The sequence below is a fragment of the Vibrio sp. ED004 genome (assembly GCF_023206395.1).
Taxonomy (GTDB): Bacteria; Pseudomonadota; Gammaproteobacteria; order Enterobacterales; family Vibrionaceae; genus Vibrio.
In genome coordinates, this window is the sequence record NZ_CP066149.1 from 3,276,653 (window position 1) to 3,293,851 (window position 17,199).

General features: G+C 46.0%; 11 protein-coding genes. 9 read left to right on the forward strand and 2 right to left on the reverse strand.

Translation table 11 applies throughout. From position 1 onward, the window contains the following. Window positions 1–159: 159 nt before the first annotated feature. The 3 genes from hrpA (at window position 160) to tnpA (ending at window position 5,499) form a co-directional block, all read left to right on the forward strand. A complete protein-coding gene (gene hrpA, locus ITG10_RS14730) occupies window positions 160–4,212 on the forward strand; it encodes an ATP-dependent RNA helicase HrpA (protein ID WP_248386464.1) in 4,053 nt (1,350 codons plus the stop codon). 143 nt (window positions 4,213–4,355) lie between these two features. After that, window positions 4,356–4,850 (forward strand): outer membrane beta-barrel protein, encoded by a 495-nt coding sequence (locus tag ITG10_RS14735; protein ID WP_017107497.1) that lies wholly within the window; start codon window positions 4,356–4,358, stop codon window positions 4,848–4,850. A 214-nt stretch (window positions 4,851–5,064) separates the two neighbouring features. Continuing rightward, on the forward strand, window positions 5,065–5,499 hold the full coding sequence (tnpA, locus tag ITG10_RS14740) for an IS200/IS605 family transposase (protein ID WP_017633274.1): 435 nt from the start codon (window positions 5,065–5,067) through the stop codon (window positions 5,497–5,499). Between the two features lie 114 nt (window positions 5,500–5,613). Here tnpA and ITG10_RS14745 read toward each other — a convergent pair whose 3' ends face one another. Next, a complete protein-coding gene (locus ITG10_RS14745; RefSeq protein WP_017632804.1) occupies window positions 5,614–6,402 on the reverse strand; it encodes a hypothetical protein in 789 nt (262 codons plus the stop codon). After that, a complete protein-coding gene (locus ITG10_RS14750) occupies window positions 6,323–7,108 on the reverse strand; it encodes a hypothetical protein (RefSeq protein ID WP_017632803.1) in 786 nt (261 codons plus the stop codon). Before ITG10_RS14750 ends, ITG10_RS14745 begins: the two co-directional genes overlap by 80 nt. 533 nt (window positions 7,109–7,641) lie before the next feature. Between ITG10_RS14750 and ITG10_RS14755 the strand changes: the two genes are divergently transcribed. From ITG10_RS14755 to pheT, 6 genes are all read left to right on the forward strand, one after another. Then, window positions 7,642–8,427, forward strand: a complete 786-nt coding sequence (locus ITG10_RS14755) for a TetR/AcrR family transcriptional regulator (protein ID WP_017632802.1) — start codon at window positions 7,642–7,644, stop codon at window positions 8,425–8,427. 119 nt (window positions 8,428–8,546) lie between these two features. After that, entirely contained in the window at window positions 8,547–11,072 is a 2,526-nt protein-coding gene (locus ITG10_RS14760) for an MMPL family transporter (RefSeq protein ID WP_128644438.1), read from the forward strand. Between the two features lie 44 nt (window positions 11,073–11,116). Next, entirely contained in the window at window positions 11,117–11,923 is an 807-nt protein-coding gene (locus ITG10_RS14765; RefSeq protein ID WP_017632800.1) for an outer membrane lipoprotein-sorting protein, read from the forward strand. Between the two features lie 9 nt (window positions 11,924–11,932). Next, on the forward strand, window positions 11,933–13,165 hold the full coding sequence (locus ITG10_RS14770; protein ID WP_017632799.1) for a hypothetical protein: 1,233 nt from the start codon (window positions 11,933–11,935) through the stop codon (window positions 13,163–13,165). A gap of 414 nt (window positions 13,166–13,579) precedes the next feature. Next, window positions 13,580–14,563 (forward strand): phenylalanine--tRNA ligase subunit alpha, encoded by a 984-nt coding sequence (gene pheS / locus ITG10_RS14775; RefSeq protein WP_004734764.1) that lies wholly within the window; start codon window positions 13,580–13,582, stop codon window positions 14,561–14,563. A gap of 18 nt (window positions 14,564–14,581) precedes the next feature. Further along, window positions 14,582–16,987 (forward strand): phenylalanine--tRNA ligase subunit beta, encoded by a 2,406-nt coding sequence (gene pheT / locus ITG10_RS14780; RefSeq protein ID WP_017632798.1) that lies wholly within the window; start codon window positions 14,582–14,584, stop codon window positions 16,985–16,987. Window positions 16,988–17,199 lie beyond the last annotated feature (212 nt).

The following is a 17,199-nucleotide window of genomic DNA, read 5'->3' on the forward strand; positions in this document are numbered from 1 at the left end:
TTTTTAAGAGGTTGTGACACTAATTGAGTTTCTCATATCAATGAGAGCGCTTAGGCTTCGATAATTTAAACAACACGTGTAAGTGGCTTCCCATTCTATAGTCTGGCTCACTTGTGGTACAATCGCGCGAGTTTAATAAGTACAAGAATAGGACACGCTTTGACTTCGTCTCCGGAAAAAGCAGACAACAACAAGAATGCAGCCCAATCGAGTTCCTCAAAGAACAACGCTGCATCGAAAAAATCTGCTGAGCAATCAAATGCCACAAAAGCTGAGCAATCAGCGACAAACAACAAATCATCTCAAAATAGCCCAGCCTCTCTTCGTAAGGCCTTAAATGAGTGCATGATGCGCGACCGCTTCCGTTTAAGTAAGCGAATCTCTGGTGCAAGCCGTATTAAGAACGAACAATCTAAGCATGCTGTTTTCGATGAAATCGCATTAGACATTGCCAAGTCGATGATGACGGCAACCCAGCGTGCTGCGCAAAAACCAACGATTGAATACCCAGAAATTCTCCCTGTTAGCCAAAAGCGCGACGACATCGCGAAAGCCATTGCTGAAAACCAAGTGGTTATCTTGGCGGGTGAAACAGGCTCGGGTAAAACTACTCAGTTACCAAAAATCTGTTCTGAGCTTGGCCGCGGCCGCTTTGGCCTAATTGGTCACACTCAGCCTCGTCGTCTTGCTGCGCGTTCGGTTGCGAACCGTATTGCTGAAGAGATGGAAACACAGCTGGGTGAGTTTGTTGGTTATAAGGTTCGATTCAACGACCAGATTTCTGACAACACACAAATCAAATTGATGACCGACGGTATTCTACTGGCGGAGATTCAGCACGACCGTTTCTTAAACCAGTACGACACCATCATTATCGATGAAGCGCACGAACGCAGCCTGAACATCGATTTCATTATGGGTTACTTGAAAGAGTTGCTACCAAAGCGTCCTGATCTGAAAGTGATCATCACGTCTGCAACCATCGACCCAGAGCGTTTCTCTAAGCACTTCAATAATGCACCAATCATCGAAGTGTCTGGCCGTACTTATCCAGTAGATACGCGTTACCGCCCATTAGGTGGTGATGAAAGTGATTCAGACCGTGACCAAATCGAAGGCATCTTTGAAGCGGTTGATGAGCTGTGTGATGAAGGTCTTGGCGATATCTTGATCTTCATGAACGGTGAACGAGAGATTCGTGATACTGCGGATGCACTGAGCAAACGTAACCTGCGTGATACTGAGATCGTTCCGCTATATGCTCGTCTTTCGGCGGGTGAGCAGAACCGTATCTTCCAGTCTCACACTGGTCGACGCATCGTTCTGGCGACCAACGTGGCAGAGACCTCGTTAACCGTTCCGGGCATTAAGTATGTCATCGACCCGGGTACGGCGCGTATTAGCCGTTACAGCTACCGTACTAAAGTACAGCGCCTACCGATTGAGCCAGTGTCTCAAGCGAGCGCAAACCAGCGTAAAGGTCGTTGTGGTCGTGTTGCGGAAGGTATCTGTATTCGTCTGTACTCTGAGGAAGACTTCGAGTCACGCCCAGAGTTTACTGATCCAGAGATTCTTCGTACTAACCTAGCATCGGTTATCCTTCAGATGACAGCGCTTGGCCTAGGCGACATTCAAGCATTCCCATTTGTTGAAGCGCCAGATAAGCGCAACATTCAAGATGGCGTAAGGCTTCTTGAAGAGCTTGGTGCAATTGCGACAACTGAGCCTGCTGCTAATAAAAACAAGAATCAAGGCGACGATAAGAAGAAGCTCACGGCGATTGGTCGTAAGCTAGCGAAGCTGCCTATCGATCCACGTTTAGCTCGTATGGTGATTGAAGCGCCACGAAACCGTTGTTTGCATGAAGTGATGGTTATTGCGTCTGCGTTGTCGATTCAAGACCCGCGTGAACGCCCGTCAGATAAGCAACAATCGTCAGATGACAAGCACAAGCGCTTCTTCGATAAAGAGTCTGATTTCATCACGTTTGTGAACCTATGGGATTACATCAAGCAGCAGCAAAAAGCGCTGTCGAGTAACCAATTCCGCAAACAGTGTAAGCAGGATTACCTCAACTATTTACGTATTCGTGAATGGCAAGATGTGTACTTCCAAATTCACCAAGCAATGCGTGAATTGGATACCAAACTGAACACTGAACCAGGTAGCTACGATGGCATTCATATGTCTTTGCTATCAGGTCTGCTTTCGCACATCGGTATGAAAGACCAAGAGAAGAATGAATATCAAGGTGCACGTAATGCGCGCTTCCATATCTTCCCTGCGTCTGGCCTATTTAAGAAACAGCCTAAGTGGATCATGTCTGCTGAGCTGGTGGAAACCTCAAAGCTTTGGGGACGCGTCATCGCCAAGATTCAACCTGAATGGATTGAACCGCTCGCGAAACACCTGATTAAACGCAGCTACAGCGAACCACATTGGTCGAAGAAGCAAGCGGCGGTAATGGCACACGAAAAAGTGATGCTTTACGGAATTCCAATTGTTCCTAAACGCCTTGTGAACTACGGAGCAATTGATGCAACTGTCAGTCGTGAGTTGTTTGTGCGCAGCGCGTTGGTAGAAGGTGAGTGGGAAACCAAGCACACCTTCTTTATGCAAAACCGCAAGCTACTGCAAGAAGTGGAAGAGCTAGAGCACAAGTCTCGTCGTCGTGACATCTTGATCGATGATGATGAGCTGTTCGATTTCTATGACCAGCGTGTGGGTGAAGAAGCGGTTTCAGGCCGTCACTTCGATACATGGTGGAAGAAGACCAGCCAGAAAACACCAGAGCTACTCAACTTTGAAAAGTCGATGCTGTTCAGAGGCGATGCTAGCCACGTTACTGATTTGGACTACCCGAACTTCTGGCATCAAAACGGTATTAAGCTGAAGCTGAGCTATCAATTTGAGCCGGGCGACGACAACGATGGTGTAACGGTACACATTCCGCTGCCTATCTTGAACCAAATCGACCAGAACGGTTTCGATTGGCAAATCCCAGGCCTACGTCAGGAGTTGGTGATTAGCTTAATCAAGTCGTTACCTAAAACGCTACGCCGTAACTTTGTACCTGCGCCAAACTACGCAGATGCTTTCTTGGCACGCGTGACGCCGCTTGAAGCACCGTTACTGGGTTCTCTTGAGAAAGAGCTACGCCGCATGACGGGTGTGGAAGTGGTGCGTGATGACTGGAAGTTAGACCAGATTCCAGAGCACTTAAAGGTAACATTCCGCGCTGTAGATCATCGCAAGCGTAAGCTGAAAGAACAGAAAGACCTGCATGAACTTAAAGAGAGCCTGAAAGACAAGGTTCAAGAAACGCTTTCTAAAGTGGCAGACGATGACATTGAGCAGCAGAACTTGCACACGTGGAGCTTTGGTGAGCTACCAAAAGTCTACCAACAGAAACGCGGCGGCTACGATGTTAAAGCCTTCCCTGCGCTGGTGGATACGAAAGACAGCGTAGAGATCAAACTGTTCGAAACCGAGCAAGAGCAGATCTCGGCAATGAAATCAGGTCAGCGCCGTTTAATCTTGTTGAACGTACCATCGCCGATCAAATATTTGCACTCGAACCTACCGAACAAATCGAAACTTGGCTTGTACTTCAACCCATACGGACAGGTACTCGATCTTATCGATGACTGTATTGCTTGTGGTATTGATAAGCTGATCGAAGAGAAGGGCGGTTTGGTTTGGGAGCCAGAGCAGTTCGAAGCACTGAAAGAGCACGTACGTGCAGAGCTGGGTGATACGGTTATTGAAATTGCTCAACAGGTTGAAACCATCTTAACAACGGCATTCAGCATCAGTAAGAAGCTGAAAGGGCGCGTGGATCTTTCTATGGCATTCGCACTTTCTGACATAAAAGCTCAGGTAGAAGGTTTGATTTTTAAGGGGTTTGCCACAGAATGTGGGTGGAAACGCCTGCCGGATATTCTACGCTATATGAGAGCGATTGAACGCCGCATGGAAAAACTGCCAATTGACCCGAACAAAGATCGTCTTCATATGATCAAAGTCGAGTCAGTAATGAATGATTACAAAGAACTGCTGAATAAAATTCCAAAAGGGATCGCGGTTCCAGAAAACGTAAAAGAGGTGCGTTGGATGATTGAAGAACTTCGTGTAAGCTTCTTCGCACAGCAGCTCGGTACGCCTTACCCAGTATCAGATAAGCGTGTTAAAAACGCGATTGATGCTTGCTAAAGGAATAAAGCTAGACGCAATGGCAAGGTTTGGGTATAAATCTTGCTTGTTGCATTACTAATTGAATAGTTATTACATACAGGGCGACTTGGTGGCAATTTATTACCACTCAAGGCCTGCCACTAGGACGAAAAAGGTCGAATATGAAAAAAACGTTATTGGCACTAGCACTACTAGGTGCATCTTCAACCGCAATGGCTGACTCTTGGTTGTACGGCGGTGTAATGGGTGGTCAAAACTCATTCGCTGGTGAAGATGAAAATGCGGTGGGCATCCACGTAGGTACAGGTATTTTGCCACTAATCGGTGTTGAAGCGGGTTACTGGGATCTAGGTTCTTTCGACAACGTTAGCTACGGTAACCGTGCTAAGCAAGGTGTTGACGTAAGCACTGCTTATCTAGCGATCAAACCAAGTATCGACTTCGGTCCTCTTCACGTATACGCGAAGGGTGGCCTTCACTCTTACGAAGTAAAAGGCGATAACTTCAAGCAAGACGACGTTGATATCATGTACGCTGTAGGCGCTGAATACTTCATCTTTGGTCCACTATCTGTAGGCGCTAGCTACCAAAACTTCAAAATGAAAGATGACGACGCAGGCGTTTTCTCTCTAAACGCAACTATCCACCTACTGTAATTAATCAGTAAAGCGATCGTAAATAGCGGTCGGATAGTCGTTAAAGAGTTCGCAAGAATTCATAAAAAATGCCAGCTTGTTAGCTGGCGTTTTTGTTTTCAGCCCTAAACCACCTACTTCAGTAGGTGGTTATCATTCAGTTTGGCTTTGCCTGTAGTTCTACCCATGTTAAATGCTCCCTTGATTTTTAGCGAAGTCAAAGAGGACAAATAACATGAGCAGATATAATCAAGCTTCCCACGTATTTTGGAGATGTCAATATCACATAGTGTGGACACCAAAGTATCGATTTAGGATTTTGAAAAACAATGTAGGTAAAGAAGTTTATCGATGTATAAACGTTTACTGTAATCAACTTGGATGTGAAGTCGTTGAATTAAACGTTCAAGTTGACCACGTGCACTTGGTAGTAAAAGTTCCGCCTAAGTTATCGATATCCAAGTTGATGGGCGTATTGAAAGGCAAAATAGCTTTAAAACTCTTTAGTAAATTTCCATATTTAAGGAGAAACAAACTCTGGGGTAACCACTTTTGGCAAAGGGGCTATTTTGTCGATAGCGTAGGGGTTAATGAAGAAATCATTCGACGCTATGTAAGACATCAAGAGAAAAAAGAGCGCGTGGAGCAGCAGCAATTGGCGTTGGACTAAACAAAGGCCCCCTTTTAGGGGGCTCACATAAAGCCACCTTCTTTAGAAGGTGGTAATTTACATCTGTTAACCGTGTAATCGCTACTCTGCTTTCTTGTTACAGGTAGCGGGCAATTACTTTTTACTGTTTAGGATCTGTTGAATTCGCGGGTTCAGTGCTTTGCCGTGTTGGCTTTCGTATTCTTCGCGTTTCAAGTCATTCAGGTTCTTGACTGAGTTAGCAGCAAGCAGGAATTGCGGTAATTCCGTTTCTAGCATGCCTTTCTCGTCTAAACGTTTTGCCTCTAGATAGTACTTCTTAAACAGGCCATCGAGCTTGTTTTCCGCAGTGCGCTTCAAGTCATACAGCTTGTTTTGAATCAGCCATTTCTCAATCTTATTCGCAGCGGAGCGAGACAACACACGAATGCGGCTATCCAACAGCTCTTCTTCTGTCAGAGAATCTTTTAAGATCCACAGCTCACCCATTTGTGGCGGCCAGCTGTTGCCAAGTTGAATGCGTTCGTGACAGTGCATTAGAACGCGGTTTAGGCCGTCTGAATCAACAGAATTAGCAAACTCAATGAATTTACCGCTTGGCTCACTACCGTATTGGTATTCCCACTGTGTTTCGTACACGCTCAAGAAAGAGCCAAACACATGGATACACCAATCGGTCAGCTCTAATTCAGCTGGATCTTGATCAACAACAGGCACTTGCTGAGACGCACCAGAGCCAGCAGCGTTTGGTGTCGCTATTTTTACTTCGGTACTTTGCGCTTCAATAACGTCAGGTACTACGGCATCTTTAGGCAGTACATCAGGAACAACAGGTGAAGCTGACTCAGAAGGTTGGCTTTTTGCCTTTCTGAATGAGCTGCTGCCTGAAGCGTTCAGATGGGCTAAGCTTTTGTCGATACCCATTTCCTTGAGCTTGTCCTGCATTTCCTGAATATTGAGAGGTCTTCTGCTGTTGTTGTCTTTCATTTTGCTTCTCGTTAACTAACCAGTACTGCAACTTAGATTCGATGCGTGATATTGGCATTAGTTCATTGGCTTTGGCTTTATACCAGAGGACAAATTTCTTCCATATTAAACTATGATCACCAGCTAGGCCGGAGAATTTAAACGCACGTTCCGCCCATGTTGGAATGATCTCTTCATCCAAATCATGCGTTGAAACGGTGTTGCTGTTCATTGAGCCTCGGCCTTGTGGGCGAGGGGCCTGTTGCATGTGTTGCATTGGCGCCGGAGCAGGCTGAAACTTAGGTGCAGGTGCAGGTGCAGGTGCAGGTGCAGGTGCAGTAGAGTAGACCGGAATACTATTGGTCGGTTGAACCTCAACGTGCGGCGCAGCTTGCTCTTGCTCAATGAGCATTTTGAAAACGTGGATCTCTTTCTTATCTCGATAGTCTACTTTCACCTTATCGAGAAAACCTTGGTCGACTAAACACTTAAGGCAGTCGGATAAACCAAACGTAGAGAGAGCACAAAGCTGACCTGCCGTTTGCAGGCATACATTGGTGTAACCGAATTCATCAGCACCATCTGCAAGCATCAATAAAACCAGCTTTTCTGCTGGGCTAGAAGTATTCACTTGCCAAGCTAAATAAGAATATTTGGCGCTCAATATCGTGTTCTCAAAAAAGGTAAGTCGTTGTCACTATTGTAAGTCACCCCTTACCGAATTTATAGCAACTTAACAAAAAACGGCATTAGTAAGCCAAATATTGACCATAAGGAGAGGTCTGCTCCAGAAAGTAAGCCTACAGTCATTCATTCTTGTGGTTTACGCTAGGAATCATTGGGCATGAATACGCATAGCCGCTTAAAGTGACGACATTCTTTGTAAGGTTAAGAGTGACCAATTCGCTTTCACATTCTGTTGGTCAAAATACAGGTCTTCTCTTAAGGTCGACTATTGATGATTGTCTAATCGACTCCCCATCCACTTATCTATCTATACATAAACTGTATTTAATTTATAAAACACCTTGATATGATCAATATTTGCGCTATTATGACGATAAGTCAGAAATGACGAAGCGTCACAAAATGGTTAACTACATGAATTTACTATTCGTGTTAATATATTGGATAGGAGTGTTTTAAATACTGGCGAAGCTTAGATGATAGCTAAGCTAAAATACGGACTGAGAAATTATGTTTGGCTTTGGTTGTAAAGGCGATAAACAAGGTATCTTTGGTTGCAAAGGCGTGTTGTCTAAAAAGCAGCAGTCTATCGCAGACCGAGAAGTAGAGTTGATGTTGTTAGCAAAAGATCTGGTTCGAGAACAAGGGTTCGGAAACCTTACGATGGATAAGCTAACGGCCGCGAGCTCTTATTCGAAAGGTACAATATACAATCACTTTTGCAGCAAAGAAGACGTAGTTTTAGCCTTGTGTATTCACTCTTTAAAGGCCGAAGCATTAATGTTTGCTCGTTCTGGAGAGTTTGAAGGCAACTCACGCGAAAAGGTCGTTGCATTACACGTTGCTTACCGAATCTATGTTCGCATGGAGCCGGTACTATCAACCTGTGCGATCATGGCGAAAAGCCCGTGGGTACTAGAGAAAGCGTCTAGTGCACGCGTAGCCGAGATGAATGAACTGGAAGAATTGGTGATTGAACAAGCCGATTTAATGGTTAACCAAGCAGTTGATGCTGGTGACTTAAAGTTCCCTTCCGGTATGGGTTCAGACGCCATCGTGTTTGCAAACTGGTCAATCGCATTTGGTTCAAATGCCTTGTCACAGAACGCATCCAACAGTCATTGTATTAAGCGGTTACAAGACCCGTATTCAGTATTATACAACGCGAACATGCTACTAGACGGCCTCAACTGGCAGCCTCTTTCTACTGATTGGGACTACCGCAAAACTTGGCGTCGAGTAGAACAAGAACTGTTCAGCGAAGAGATTGCCTACTTAGAATCTGTAGGTCGATAGCTTCCATTAAGCCCACTCATGTGGGTTTATTAATAACCATTTATGACGATTCGTCACAAACTTAAGTTTAGCCGAATGTGGTTTAGGCTTTCTTGAGTATATGACTAAGAATTGTGTTTTTGTCAGCTTCGGCTGGCTTTTTAAGACACAACTATGACGAATCGTCACAAATGGAGACTGTGATGGAACATGACAGCCAGAAGCTCGCTTTCGATCACCAAAATCGAGATAACCGTAACGTCGATAGCGGGGATCTAAATAACAGTTGGCACTCAATACCGACCAAGCGTTCGTTTATCGTTCTGCTGGTGGTTTTTTCAATCATCATTCTCTCTGCATTAGGGGCAAAGAACCTCTACTTTAGAGGGGACTACAACATCTTCTTCGAAGGCACCAACAAACAGTTGATGGCGTTCGACGAAATTCAAACTACCTTTGCAAAAACCGATAACCTCGCGATTGTTGTCGCGCCTGAAGATGGCAATGTCTTCACCCCAGAAACCCTCACCCTAATTCAAAACCTCACGGTCGATGCGTGGCAGATTCCGTACTCAAGCCGTGTCGATTCCCTTGCCAATTATCAGCATACCGAAGCGGTTGAAGACGACCTCTTGGTCGAAGACTTGCTGTATGAAGAATACGAGCACACACCAGAGCGAATCGCCAAAGTAAAACAGATCGCTCTCAACGAACCACTGCTTAAAAACGCTTTAGTGTCAGCCTCTGGTGATGTGACCATTGTGAACGTCACCGTGCAATTGCCTGAAGTGGATAAAACCGCCGAAGTGCAAGAAGTCATTGCAGCAATCAACACCATGATCGCTAAGTATCAAGCCGATTATCCGAATGTCGAATTCCATAAAGCGGGCATCATTGCCATGAACAACGCGTTTATGATGTCGGCTCAAGAAGACAGTTCAACGCTGGTTCCGTTAATGCTGTTGGTGGTGTTGGTGTTCCTGACCTTTATGTTGCGCTCATTCTTTAGTGTGGTGGCTACCTTAGTTGTGATTATCTCGTCGATTGTCGCGACCATGGGTTTGTCTGGCTGGGCTGGGATGTTCCTCAGCACCGCGACGGTTAACGTTCCAACCTTAGTATTAACCCTTGCTGTTGCCGATTGTGTTCACGTGATTGTGACCATGAGACAAGCAATGCAACGCGGGATGGAGAAAGCACAAGCCATTCAATACAGCATCAAGCTTAATGCGATGCCGATCTTAATTACTTCTGTCACCACCGCGATTGGTTTCTTGATGATGAACATGTCGGATTCTCCCGTATTGCGAGACTTCGGTAACTTGTCGGCATTGGGCGTGATCATCGCGTGTTTTCTCTCTGTGACTATGCTTCCTGCGCTGTTAAAACTCTTGCCAGTTAAGAGCTTGCCAGCAAATCCATTAGCGGCATATAAAGTGACCTTCATGGATAAGCTCGGTGACTTTGTCGTGACCAATCGTAAAGCATTGCTGCCTATTTCTACTCTTGTGATTGTGGGTGCTGCCGCGTTAATTCCACTCAACAAAGTGAATGATGAATCGGTGAAGTATTTCGATACATCAAGTGAGTTCAGACAAGCAGCCGATTTCATGGAAGAGACCGTAAGCGGCATGACCACCATCAGCATCGCAGTCAAAACCAACGAATCTCAAGCGATTGCTGATCCTGTGTTCTTACAAGCGATTGGCGACTTTACTGAGTGGCTACGCGTTCAACCAGAAACCGACCATGTGGCCACGCTTTCCGATGTTTACATGCGTTTGAATAAGAACATGCATGGCGATGATGACAGTTACTACCAACTGCCACTTAACCGTGAACTTGCCGCGCAATACCTACTGCTATATGAGATGTCTCTGCCTTATGGGTTGGACCTAAACAACCAGATCAACGTCGATAAGTCATCGATCAAAATGGTACTTACGGTAGACAACCTAGGCAGTATGGAATTGGTGGAACTCGAAGAGCGCATCTACTCATGGTTTGCCGCTAATGCACCTCAGTATGAAGTGGTCGCGTCGAGCCCATCACTGATGTTTGCTCACATCGGCGAAACCAACATGGCGAGCATGCTCTCGACTCTACCTATCACCTTAGTGCTTATCTCTGGCTTGATGATCTTTGCATTGCGCTCGGTTCGCTTAGGGGTGATCAGCCTAGTGCCAAACATTGCTCCGGCAATTATCGGCTTCGGCTTGTGGGCGCTTATCTCGGGTGAAATCAACTTGGGTTTGTCGGTCGTTGTCACCCTTACATTGGGTATCGTGGTCGATGATGCAGTGCATTTCTTGAGTAAATACCAACGCGCCAGAATGGAAGGAAAATCAGCAGAAGAAGCGGTTCGTTACGCCTTCCACACCGTTGGTCGCGCATTGTGGATCACCACCGTTGTACTTGTGGCGGGTTTCTCGGTATTGGCGATGTCGAGCTTCAGACTCAACTCCGACATGGGCTTACTCAGTGCGATTGTGATTTTCATTGCGTTGGTGGTCGACTTCATCTTGCTACCGAGCTTACTGATGATCTTCGACAAACAGACTCACTACTCAGATAAACCTCAGCACGAATCAAAGCCACTTAAAGCCGAGTTAACTACAGCAGAGCAATCTAGCCCAGCTGGCGAACTGTCTACTTCGACTAAATAAGGAATCGTCAGCCTGCTGCGGTGGGCTGGCTCAAGGAGAAATTTATGAAAATCGTTAAACAAACTCTCGTTAAGACACTATTTGCTTTCAGTTCATTAACCGTGGGTGCTGTATTAGCTTTCCCTGCGTTAGCCGACCCTGCGAAAGGCTTAGAAATTGCCGAACAACGTAAAGCCGTTGATATGGGGTGGGGCGATTCTGTCGCGACCATGGAAATGCTGCTTCGTAATAAACAAGGTGAAAGCAGCACACGCCTAATGCGATTGAAGTCGTTAGAAGTGGATGACGATGGAGACAAAGGACTGACTATTTTTGATGAGCCACGCGACGTAAAAGGCACGGCTTTCTTAAACCATTCACACATCACTAAGTCTGATGATCAATGGTTGTATCTGCCTGCATTGAAACGTGTAAAACGCATCTCTTCACGTAACAAATCTGGCCCGTTTATGGGCAGTGAATTTGCTTATGAAGACTTAAGCTCGTTTGAGCTGAAAAAGTACACTTTCAACTACATTGAAGACGCCAAAATTGAAGGCGTGGATACCTTTGTTTTGGAGCAAGTACCGACCGATAAAAACTCCGGCTACACCATGCAAAAAGTATGGCTAGACCAACAATATTACCGCCCAGTTCAAGTGGAATTTTACGATCGCAAAGGCGCACTGCTAAAAACCCTGTCGTTCCAAGACTACAAACAGTACCTAAACCAATACTGGCGCGCACACACCATGTCGATGCAAAACCACCAAACAGGCAAAAGTACGGTATTAACCACGACAGATTTAGCCTTCCAGACCGGTCTTAAGGACAAGGACTTTCAAAAAAACACACTTAAACGTGCAAAGTAAGGCAAGAATATGAAAAGGATTGTGTTAACAGGAACGCAGTTATCTTTAACTTTGGCAGCGACAGTTGGGCTTATGCAGGTGTCGTTGCCATGTGTGGCAGCAGGTTTTAGCTCTGAGTTCGTAGAACAGGTCACCCCACAGCTAGCAGGGCAGGTAAACCTTGAACACAGGCAGTTCTTTAGTGACGGCTTACAAGGGCAGGATAAAGGGCAAAGCTCACTGGTGTTGCAACCGGAGTTTTACTGGGAGCAACAAGAGGGCAATGGCAGCTTTACCTTCACCCCGTTTTATCGCCTAGACAGCGAAGACGATGAGCGTACCCATGGCGATGTTCGTGAAGCTCTGTATCTCAATTATTGGGACGATTATGAACTGCGAGTAGGTGTTGGCAAAGTGTTCTGGGGTGTAACCGAATCGGCGCATTTGGTGGATGTGGTAAACCAAACCGATGCCATTGAATCGGTCGATGGTGAATCCAAGTTAGGTCAGCCAATGGTGCACTTCACCTCGATAAAAGACTGGGGAACCATAGACGCCATGTTGTTGCCGTATTTTCGTGAGCGCACCTTTGCAGGGGAAGACGGACGCTTAAGGCCAACGGTGCCCGTTTCGGACGATGCGCTTTACGAATCTTCGCGAGAAGAAAAGCACGTTGATGTGGCACTGCGCTATAGCCAAATGTACGGCGATTGGGATGTCGGTTTAAGCTATTTAGGCGGGACAAACCGCGACCCTTACTACCGTGTGGAAGGCAATCAGCTCAAGCCATACTACGCCCAAATGCAGCACTTTGGATTGGATGTGCAAGGCATTATTGGTGATTGGTTATGGAAGCTGGAAAGCATTTATCGCGACAGTTACGACAACCACACAGGCGTAGCAACAGGCTTTGAATACACATGGGTTGGGGCGCTTGAATCCTACTGGGACGTCGGCTTCATCGCTGAATACCTGTATGACAGCCGAGGTAATAACGCCCAAACCATCGGTCAAAACGATGTGTTCCTTGGTGCGCGTTTCGCCTTGAACGATGAAGACGGCACCGAAGTGCTTACAGGTATCACTCAAGACTTGGACAACAGCGATGTCTACAGTGCAAAGCTCGAAGCCTCAAGCCGTATCAATAACAACCTCAAGTGGCGATTGAATGCTTGGTTGTTTGAGAACGAAACCCCAGAAGACTTATTGTTCTTTGCTCGTAAGGATGACTTTGTTGAAGTCGCATTGGAGTACTATTTCTAACCGTTAACTTCAAAAAGATAAGTTTTTCACGGGTCATCTCTTTAACAAACCAAGTTTCCTACAAACAATCTCACGTAAAAACAAAGAGCGACGGCTTCAAACCTCGCTCTTTGGCTTCCTTCCATAGTCCCACTCGCTATATCCACCTCTTGTGAACATCACGGCCTTAGCTAAGGTTCACCGAATGTAATCAAACTGTCTCACTTGGTGACGTTTATGTATCCGTTTCTCTTTGATTTTGCTGATTTGAATGAATTTCTGATTCCTAACGTTAAATTTGCCGTGTTTTTAGTCAATAACTTGTTCTTTTAGCGATTCAATTTGGCATTGGATGCGTGTTTGATTACTATGTGTAGCTATCTAAAAAAACTAATCATCCGATACGGACACTACCAACTGGTAGATGAGGAAATGATGCAACATCTAGAAGAGATCATTGCTAATGCAACGACTGCTATTGATACAGCAGATTCGTTAGTCGCACTTGATGAAGTGCGAGTTCAGTATTTAGGTAAGAAGGGTGAACTAACTCTTCAACTACAAAGCCTAGGTAAACTTCCACCTGAAGAGCGTCGCACTGCTGGTCAAGAGATCAACAAAGCGAAAGGTGCTGTTCAACAAGCGATCGCAGCTCGCAAAGACGCACTACAACGTGCAGAGCTTGAAGCGAAACTAGCTGAAGAAACTATCGATGTGAGCCTACCAGGTCGTCGCATTGAGAACGGTGGTCTTCACCCAGTTACTCGCACAGTTGAGCGTATCGAACAGTTCTTTGGTGAGCTTGGCTTTAGCACTGAGTCTGGCCCTGAGATCGAAGATGCATTCCACAACTTTGATGCACTAAACATCGCAGACGATCACCCAGCTCGTACTGATCACGATACTTTCTTCTTCAACCCTGATCTAATGCTACGTACGCACACTTCTGGTGTTCAAATCCGTACGATGGAAAACGGCAAACCGCCATTCCGCTTCATTGCTCCGGGTCGTGTTTACCGTAACGACTACGATCAAACTCACACGCCAATGTTCCACCAAGTGGAAGGTATGTTAGTTGATGAGAACGTAAACTTCGCACAACTTAAAGGCATTCTTAACGATTTCCTTTGTAACTTCTTTGAAGAAGAAGTTGAAGTGCGTTTCCGTCCTTCATTCTTCCCGTTCACAGAGCCTTCAGCTGAAGTTGACGTGAAACGTAAAGATGGCAAATGGCTAGAAGTTCTAGGCTGTGGCATGGTTCACCCTAACGTACTTCGCTCTGTTGGCATCGACCCTGAGAAATACTCTGGTTTTGCATTCGGTATGGGTGTAGAGCGTCTAACGATGCTTCGTTACGGCGTAAATGACCTTCGTGCGTTCTTCGAGAACGACCTTCGTTTCCTTAAACAATTCAAGTAATCCGGGGCAGTCAAAACTATGAAATTCAGTGAATCTTGGCTACGCGAGTGGGTTAAACCTGCAATTAACAGCGAAGAGCTAGCTCACCAAATCACTATGGCTGGTTTGGAAGTTGACGATGTAGAACCTGTTGCTGGTGAATTCACCGGCGTTAAAGTAGGTAAAGTGGTTGAGTGCGGTCAGCACCCAGACGCAGACAAGCTACAAGTTACAAAAATTGATATCGGCGAAGCCGATCTTGATGGAAATAAACAGCTTTTAGACATCGTATGTGGTGCATCTAACTGTCGTCTTGGCCTAACTGTAGCAGTAGCAACAGTTGGCGCAGTACTTCCTGGTGACTTCAAAATCAAGAAAGCAAAACTACGTGGCGTTCCATCGCACGGCATGCTTTGTTCTTTCTCTGAGCTAGGTATCGACGTAGAGTCTGACGGCATCCTTGAGCTGCCAGAAGGCACAACGCTAGGTATGGACGTACGTGAGCTTCTTGAGCTTAACGACGTAACTATCGACGTAGACCTAACAGCAAACCGCGCAGACTGCTTCAGCATCCGTGGCCTTGCTCGTGAAGTTGGCGTACTAAACCGCGCAGACGTTACAGAGCCAACAGTTGAAGCTGTTGCAACAAGCATTGAAGACACAGTATCTGTTGAAATTAAAGCAACTGATGCTTGTCCACGTTACCTTGGCCGTGTGGTTAAGAACGTAAACGTGAAAGCGGAATCTCCAATCTGGATGCAAGAAAAACTGCGCCGTTGTGGTATCCGTTCAATCGACCCAGTTGTAGACATCACAAACTACGTGATGCTAGAGCAAGGCCAACCAATGCACGCATTTGATCTAGCTAAGATCGAAGGCGGTATCGTGGTTCGTCTAGCAGAGCAGGGCGAAAAGCTAACACTTCTAGATGGTAACGAAGCTGAACTAAACAGCAACACACTTGTTATCGCTGACCACAACAAAGCACTAGCAATCGCTGGTATCTTTGGCGGTCAAGATTCAGGTGTGACTACTGAAACAACAGACGTGCTTCTTGAAGCGGCATTCTTCGCACCGGATCACATCCGTGGTCGCGCACGTGCTTACGGTCTTCACACAGATTCTTCTCTACGTTTCGAACGTGGTGTTGATTCAACACTTCAAGCAGCAGCAATGGAGCGTGCAACACAGCTTCTAGTTGAAATCTGTGGTGGTGAAGTTGCGCCAGTAAACGGCAGCGAATCTGAAGCTGATCTTCCTAAAGCAAACGTAGTTGCTCTACGTCGCGCTAAGCTAGACAGCCTACTAGGTCACGAAATTCCATCTACAGACGTAGTGGAAATTCTTACTCGCCTAGGTTGTGAAGTTGAGACTACGGACGCAGGTTGGACGGCAACGTCTCCATCTTGGCGTTTCGATATCGCAATCGAGCAAGACCTAATTGAAGAAGTAGGTCGTATCTACGGTTACGATAACATTCCAAACCAAGCGCCTAAAGCGGCACTTAAAATGAATGACCACAAAGAAGCTAACCAACCGCTTAAGCGCGTTCGTGACCTTCTTGTAGACCGTGGTTACCACGAAGCAATCACATACAGCTTCGTCGAACCAGAACAGCAAAAGCTTGTTGTACCTGGTGTTGAGCCGCTAATCCTGCCATTCCCAATCTCTGCGGACATGTCAGCAATGCGTCTTGGCCTAATCCAAGGTCTACTAAACACAGTTGTTCACAACCAGAAGCGTCAACAGTCTCGCGTTCGTCTATTCGAATCAGGTCTACGTTTCATCCCTGAAGAAACAGCTGAAAACGGCATGCGCCAAGAAATGATGCTTGCGGGTGTTATCTCTGGTACTCGCGGTGAAGAGCACTGGGACGTTGCAACTAACACTGTTGACTTCTTCGACCTGAAAGGCGACCTAGAAGCAGTTCTAGAGCTAACAGCGAACGAAAAAGCTTACAGCTTCAAAGCAGCTAAGCACCCAGCACTTCACCCAGGTCAAACTGCGGCTATCGTAGTAGACGGCAAAGAAGTGGGTATCATTGGTACTGTTCACCCAGAACTAGAGCGTAAGTTTGGTCTAAACGGCCGTACTATCGTATTCGAAATCGAATGGGCAGCTATCAACACTCGCGTGCTTCCAGAAGCAGTAGCGGTATCTAAGTTCCCTGCAAACCGTCGTGATATCGCGGTTGTTGTTGACGAAGCAGTCGCTTCTGGCGACATCGTAGAAGCGTGTATCGCAGCTGGTGGCGAATTCCTAACAGACGCTAAACTATTCGACGTATACGTTGGTCAAGGCGTTGAAGAAGGTAAGAAGAGCCTAGCAATCGCACTTAGCCTACAGTCTGTAGAGCGCACACTAGAAGATGCAGACATCGCTGGTTCAGTAGATGCTATCGTAGCTTCAATCTCAGAGAAATTCGGCGCAGCACTTCGCGACTAATCTCTTCTGATAGAAAAATCAAAGGCCTCGCATTGCGAGGCCTTTTTTTGATGTTTCTTTTTTATAGAGACTCGCTACGAATATCGTTATTTGCTGAGCTGAATCAATCGGAAGAAAAGCCAAACCTGAAAAACTCCGATCTATGAATTAGACTAAAAGAATGAGGTGAGAGTCATTCTAGTGTAATAGCTTAGATGACCGTATTGTTAAAT

What these genes read in the sequence shown, in the direction of transcription:
- tnpA (WP_017633274.1), top strand. Translation starts at nt 5,065, where the DNA reads ATGAGCAGATATAATCAAGCTTCCCACGTATTTTGGAGATGTCAATAT.
- pheS (WP_004734764.1), top strand. Translation starts at nt 13,580, where the DNA reads ATGCAACATCTAGAAGAGATCATTGCTAATGCAACGACTGCTATTGAT.
- ITG10_RS14735 (WP_017107497.1), top strand. Translation starts at nt 4,356, where the DNA reads ATGAAAAAAACGTTATTGGCACTAGCACTACTAGGTGCATCTTCAACC.
- ITG10_RS14755 (WP_017632802.1), top strand. Translation starts at nt 7,642, where the DNA reads ATGTTTGGCTTTGGTTGTAAAGGCGATAAACAAGGTATCTTTGGTTGC.
- ITG10_RS14745 (WP_017632804.1), bottom strand. Translation starts at nt 6,402, where the DNA reads ATGGGTATCGACAAAAGCTTAGCCCATCTGAACGCTTCAGGCAGCAGC.
- ITG10_RS14770 (WP_017632799.1), top strand. Translation starts at nt 11,933, where the DNA reads ATGAAAAGGATTGTGTTAACAGGAACGCAGTTATCTTTAACTTTGGCA.
- pheT (WP_017632798.1), top strand. Translation starts at nt 14,582, where the DNA reads ATGAAATTCAGTGAATCTTGGCTACGCGAGTGGGTTAAACCTGCAATT.
- ITG10_RS14765 (WP_017632800.1), top strand. Translation starts at nt 11,117, where the DNA reads ATGAAAATCGTTAAACAAACTCTCGTTAAGACACTATTTGCTTTCAGT.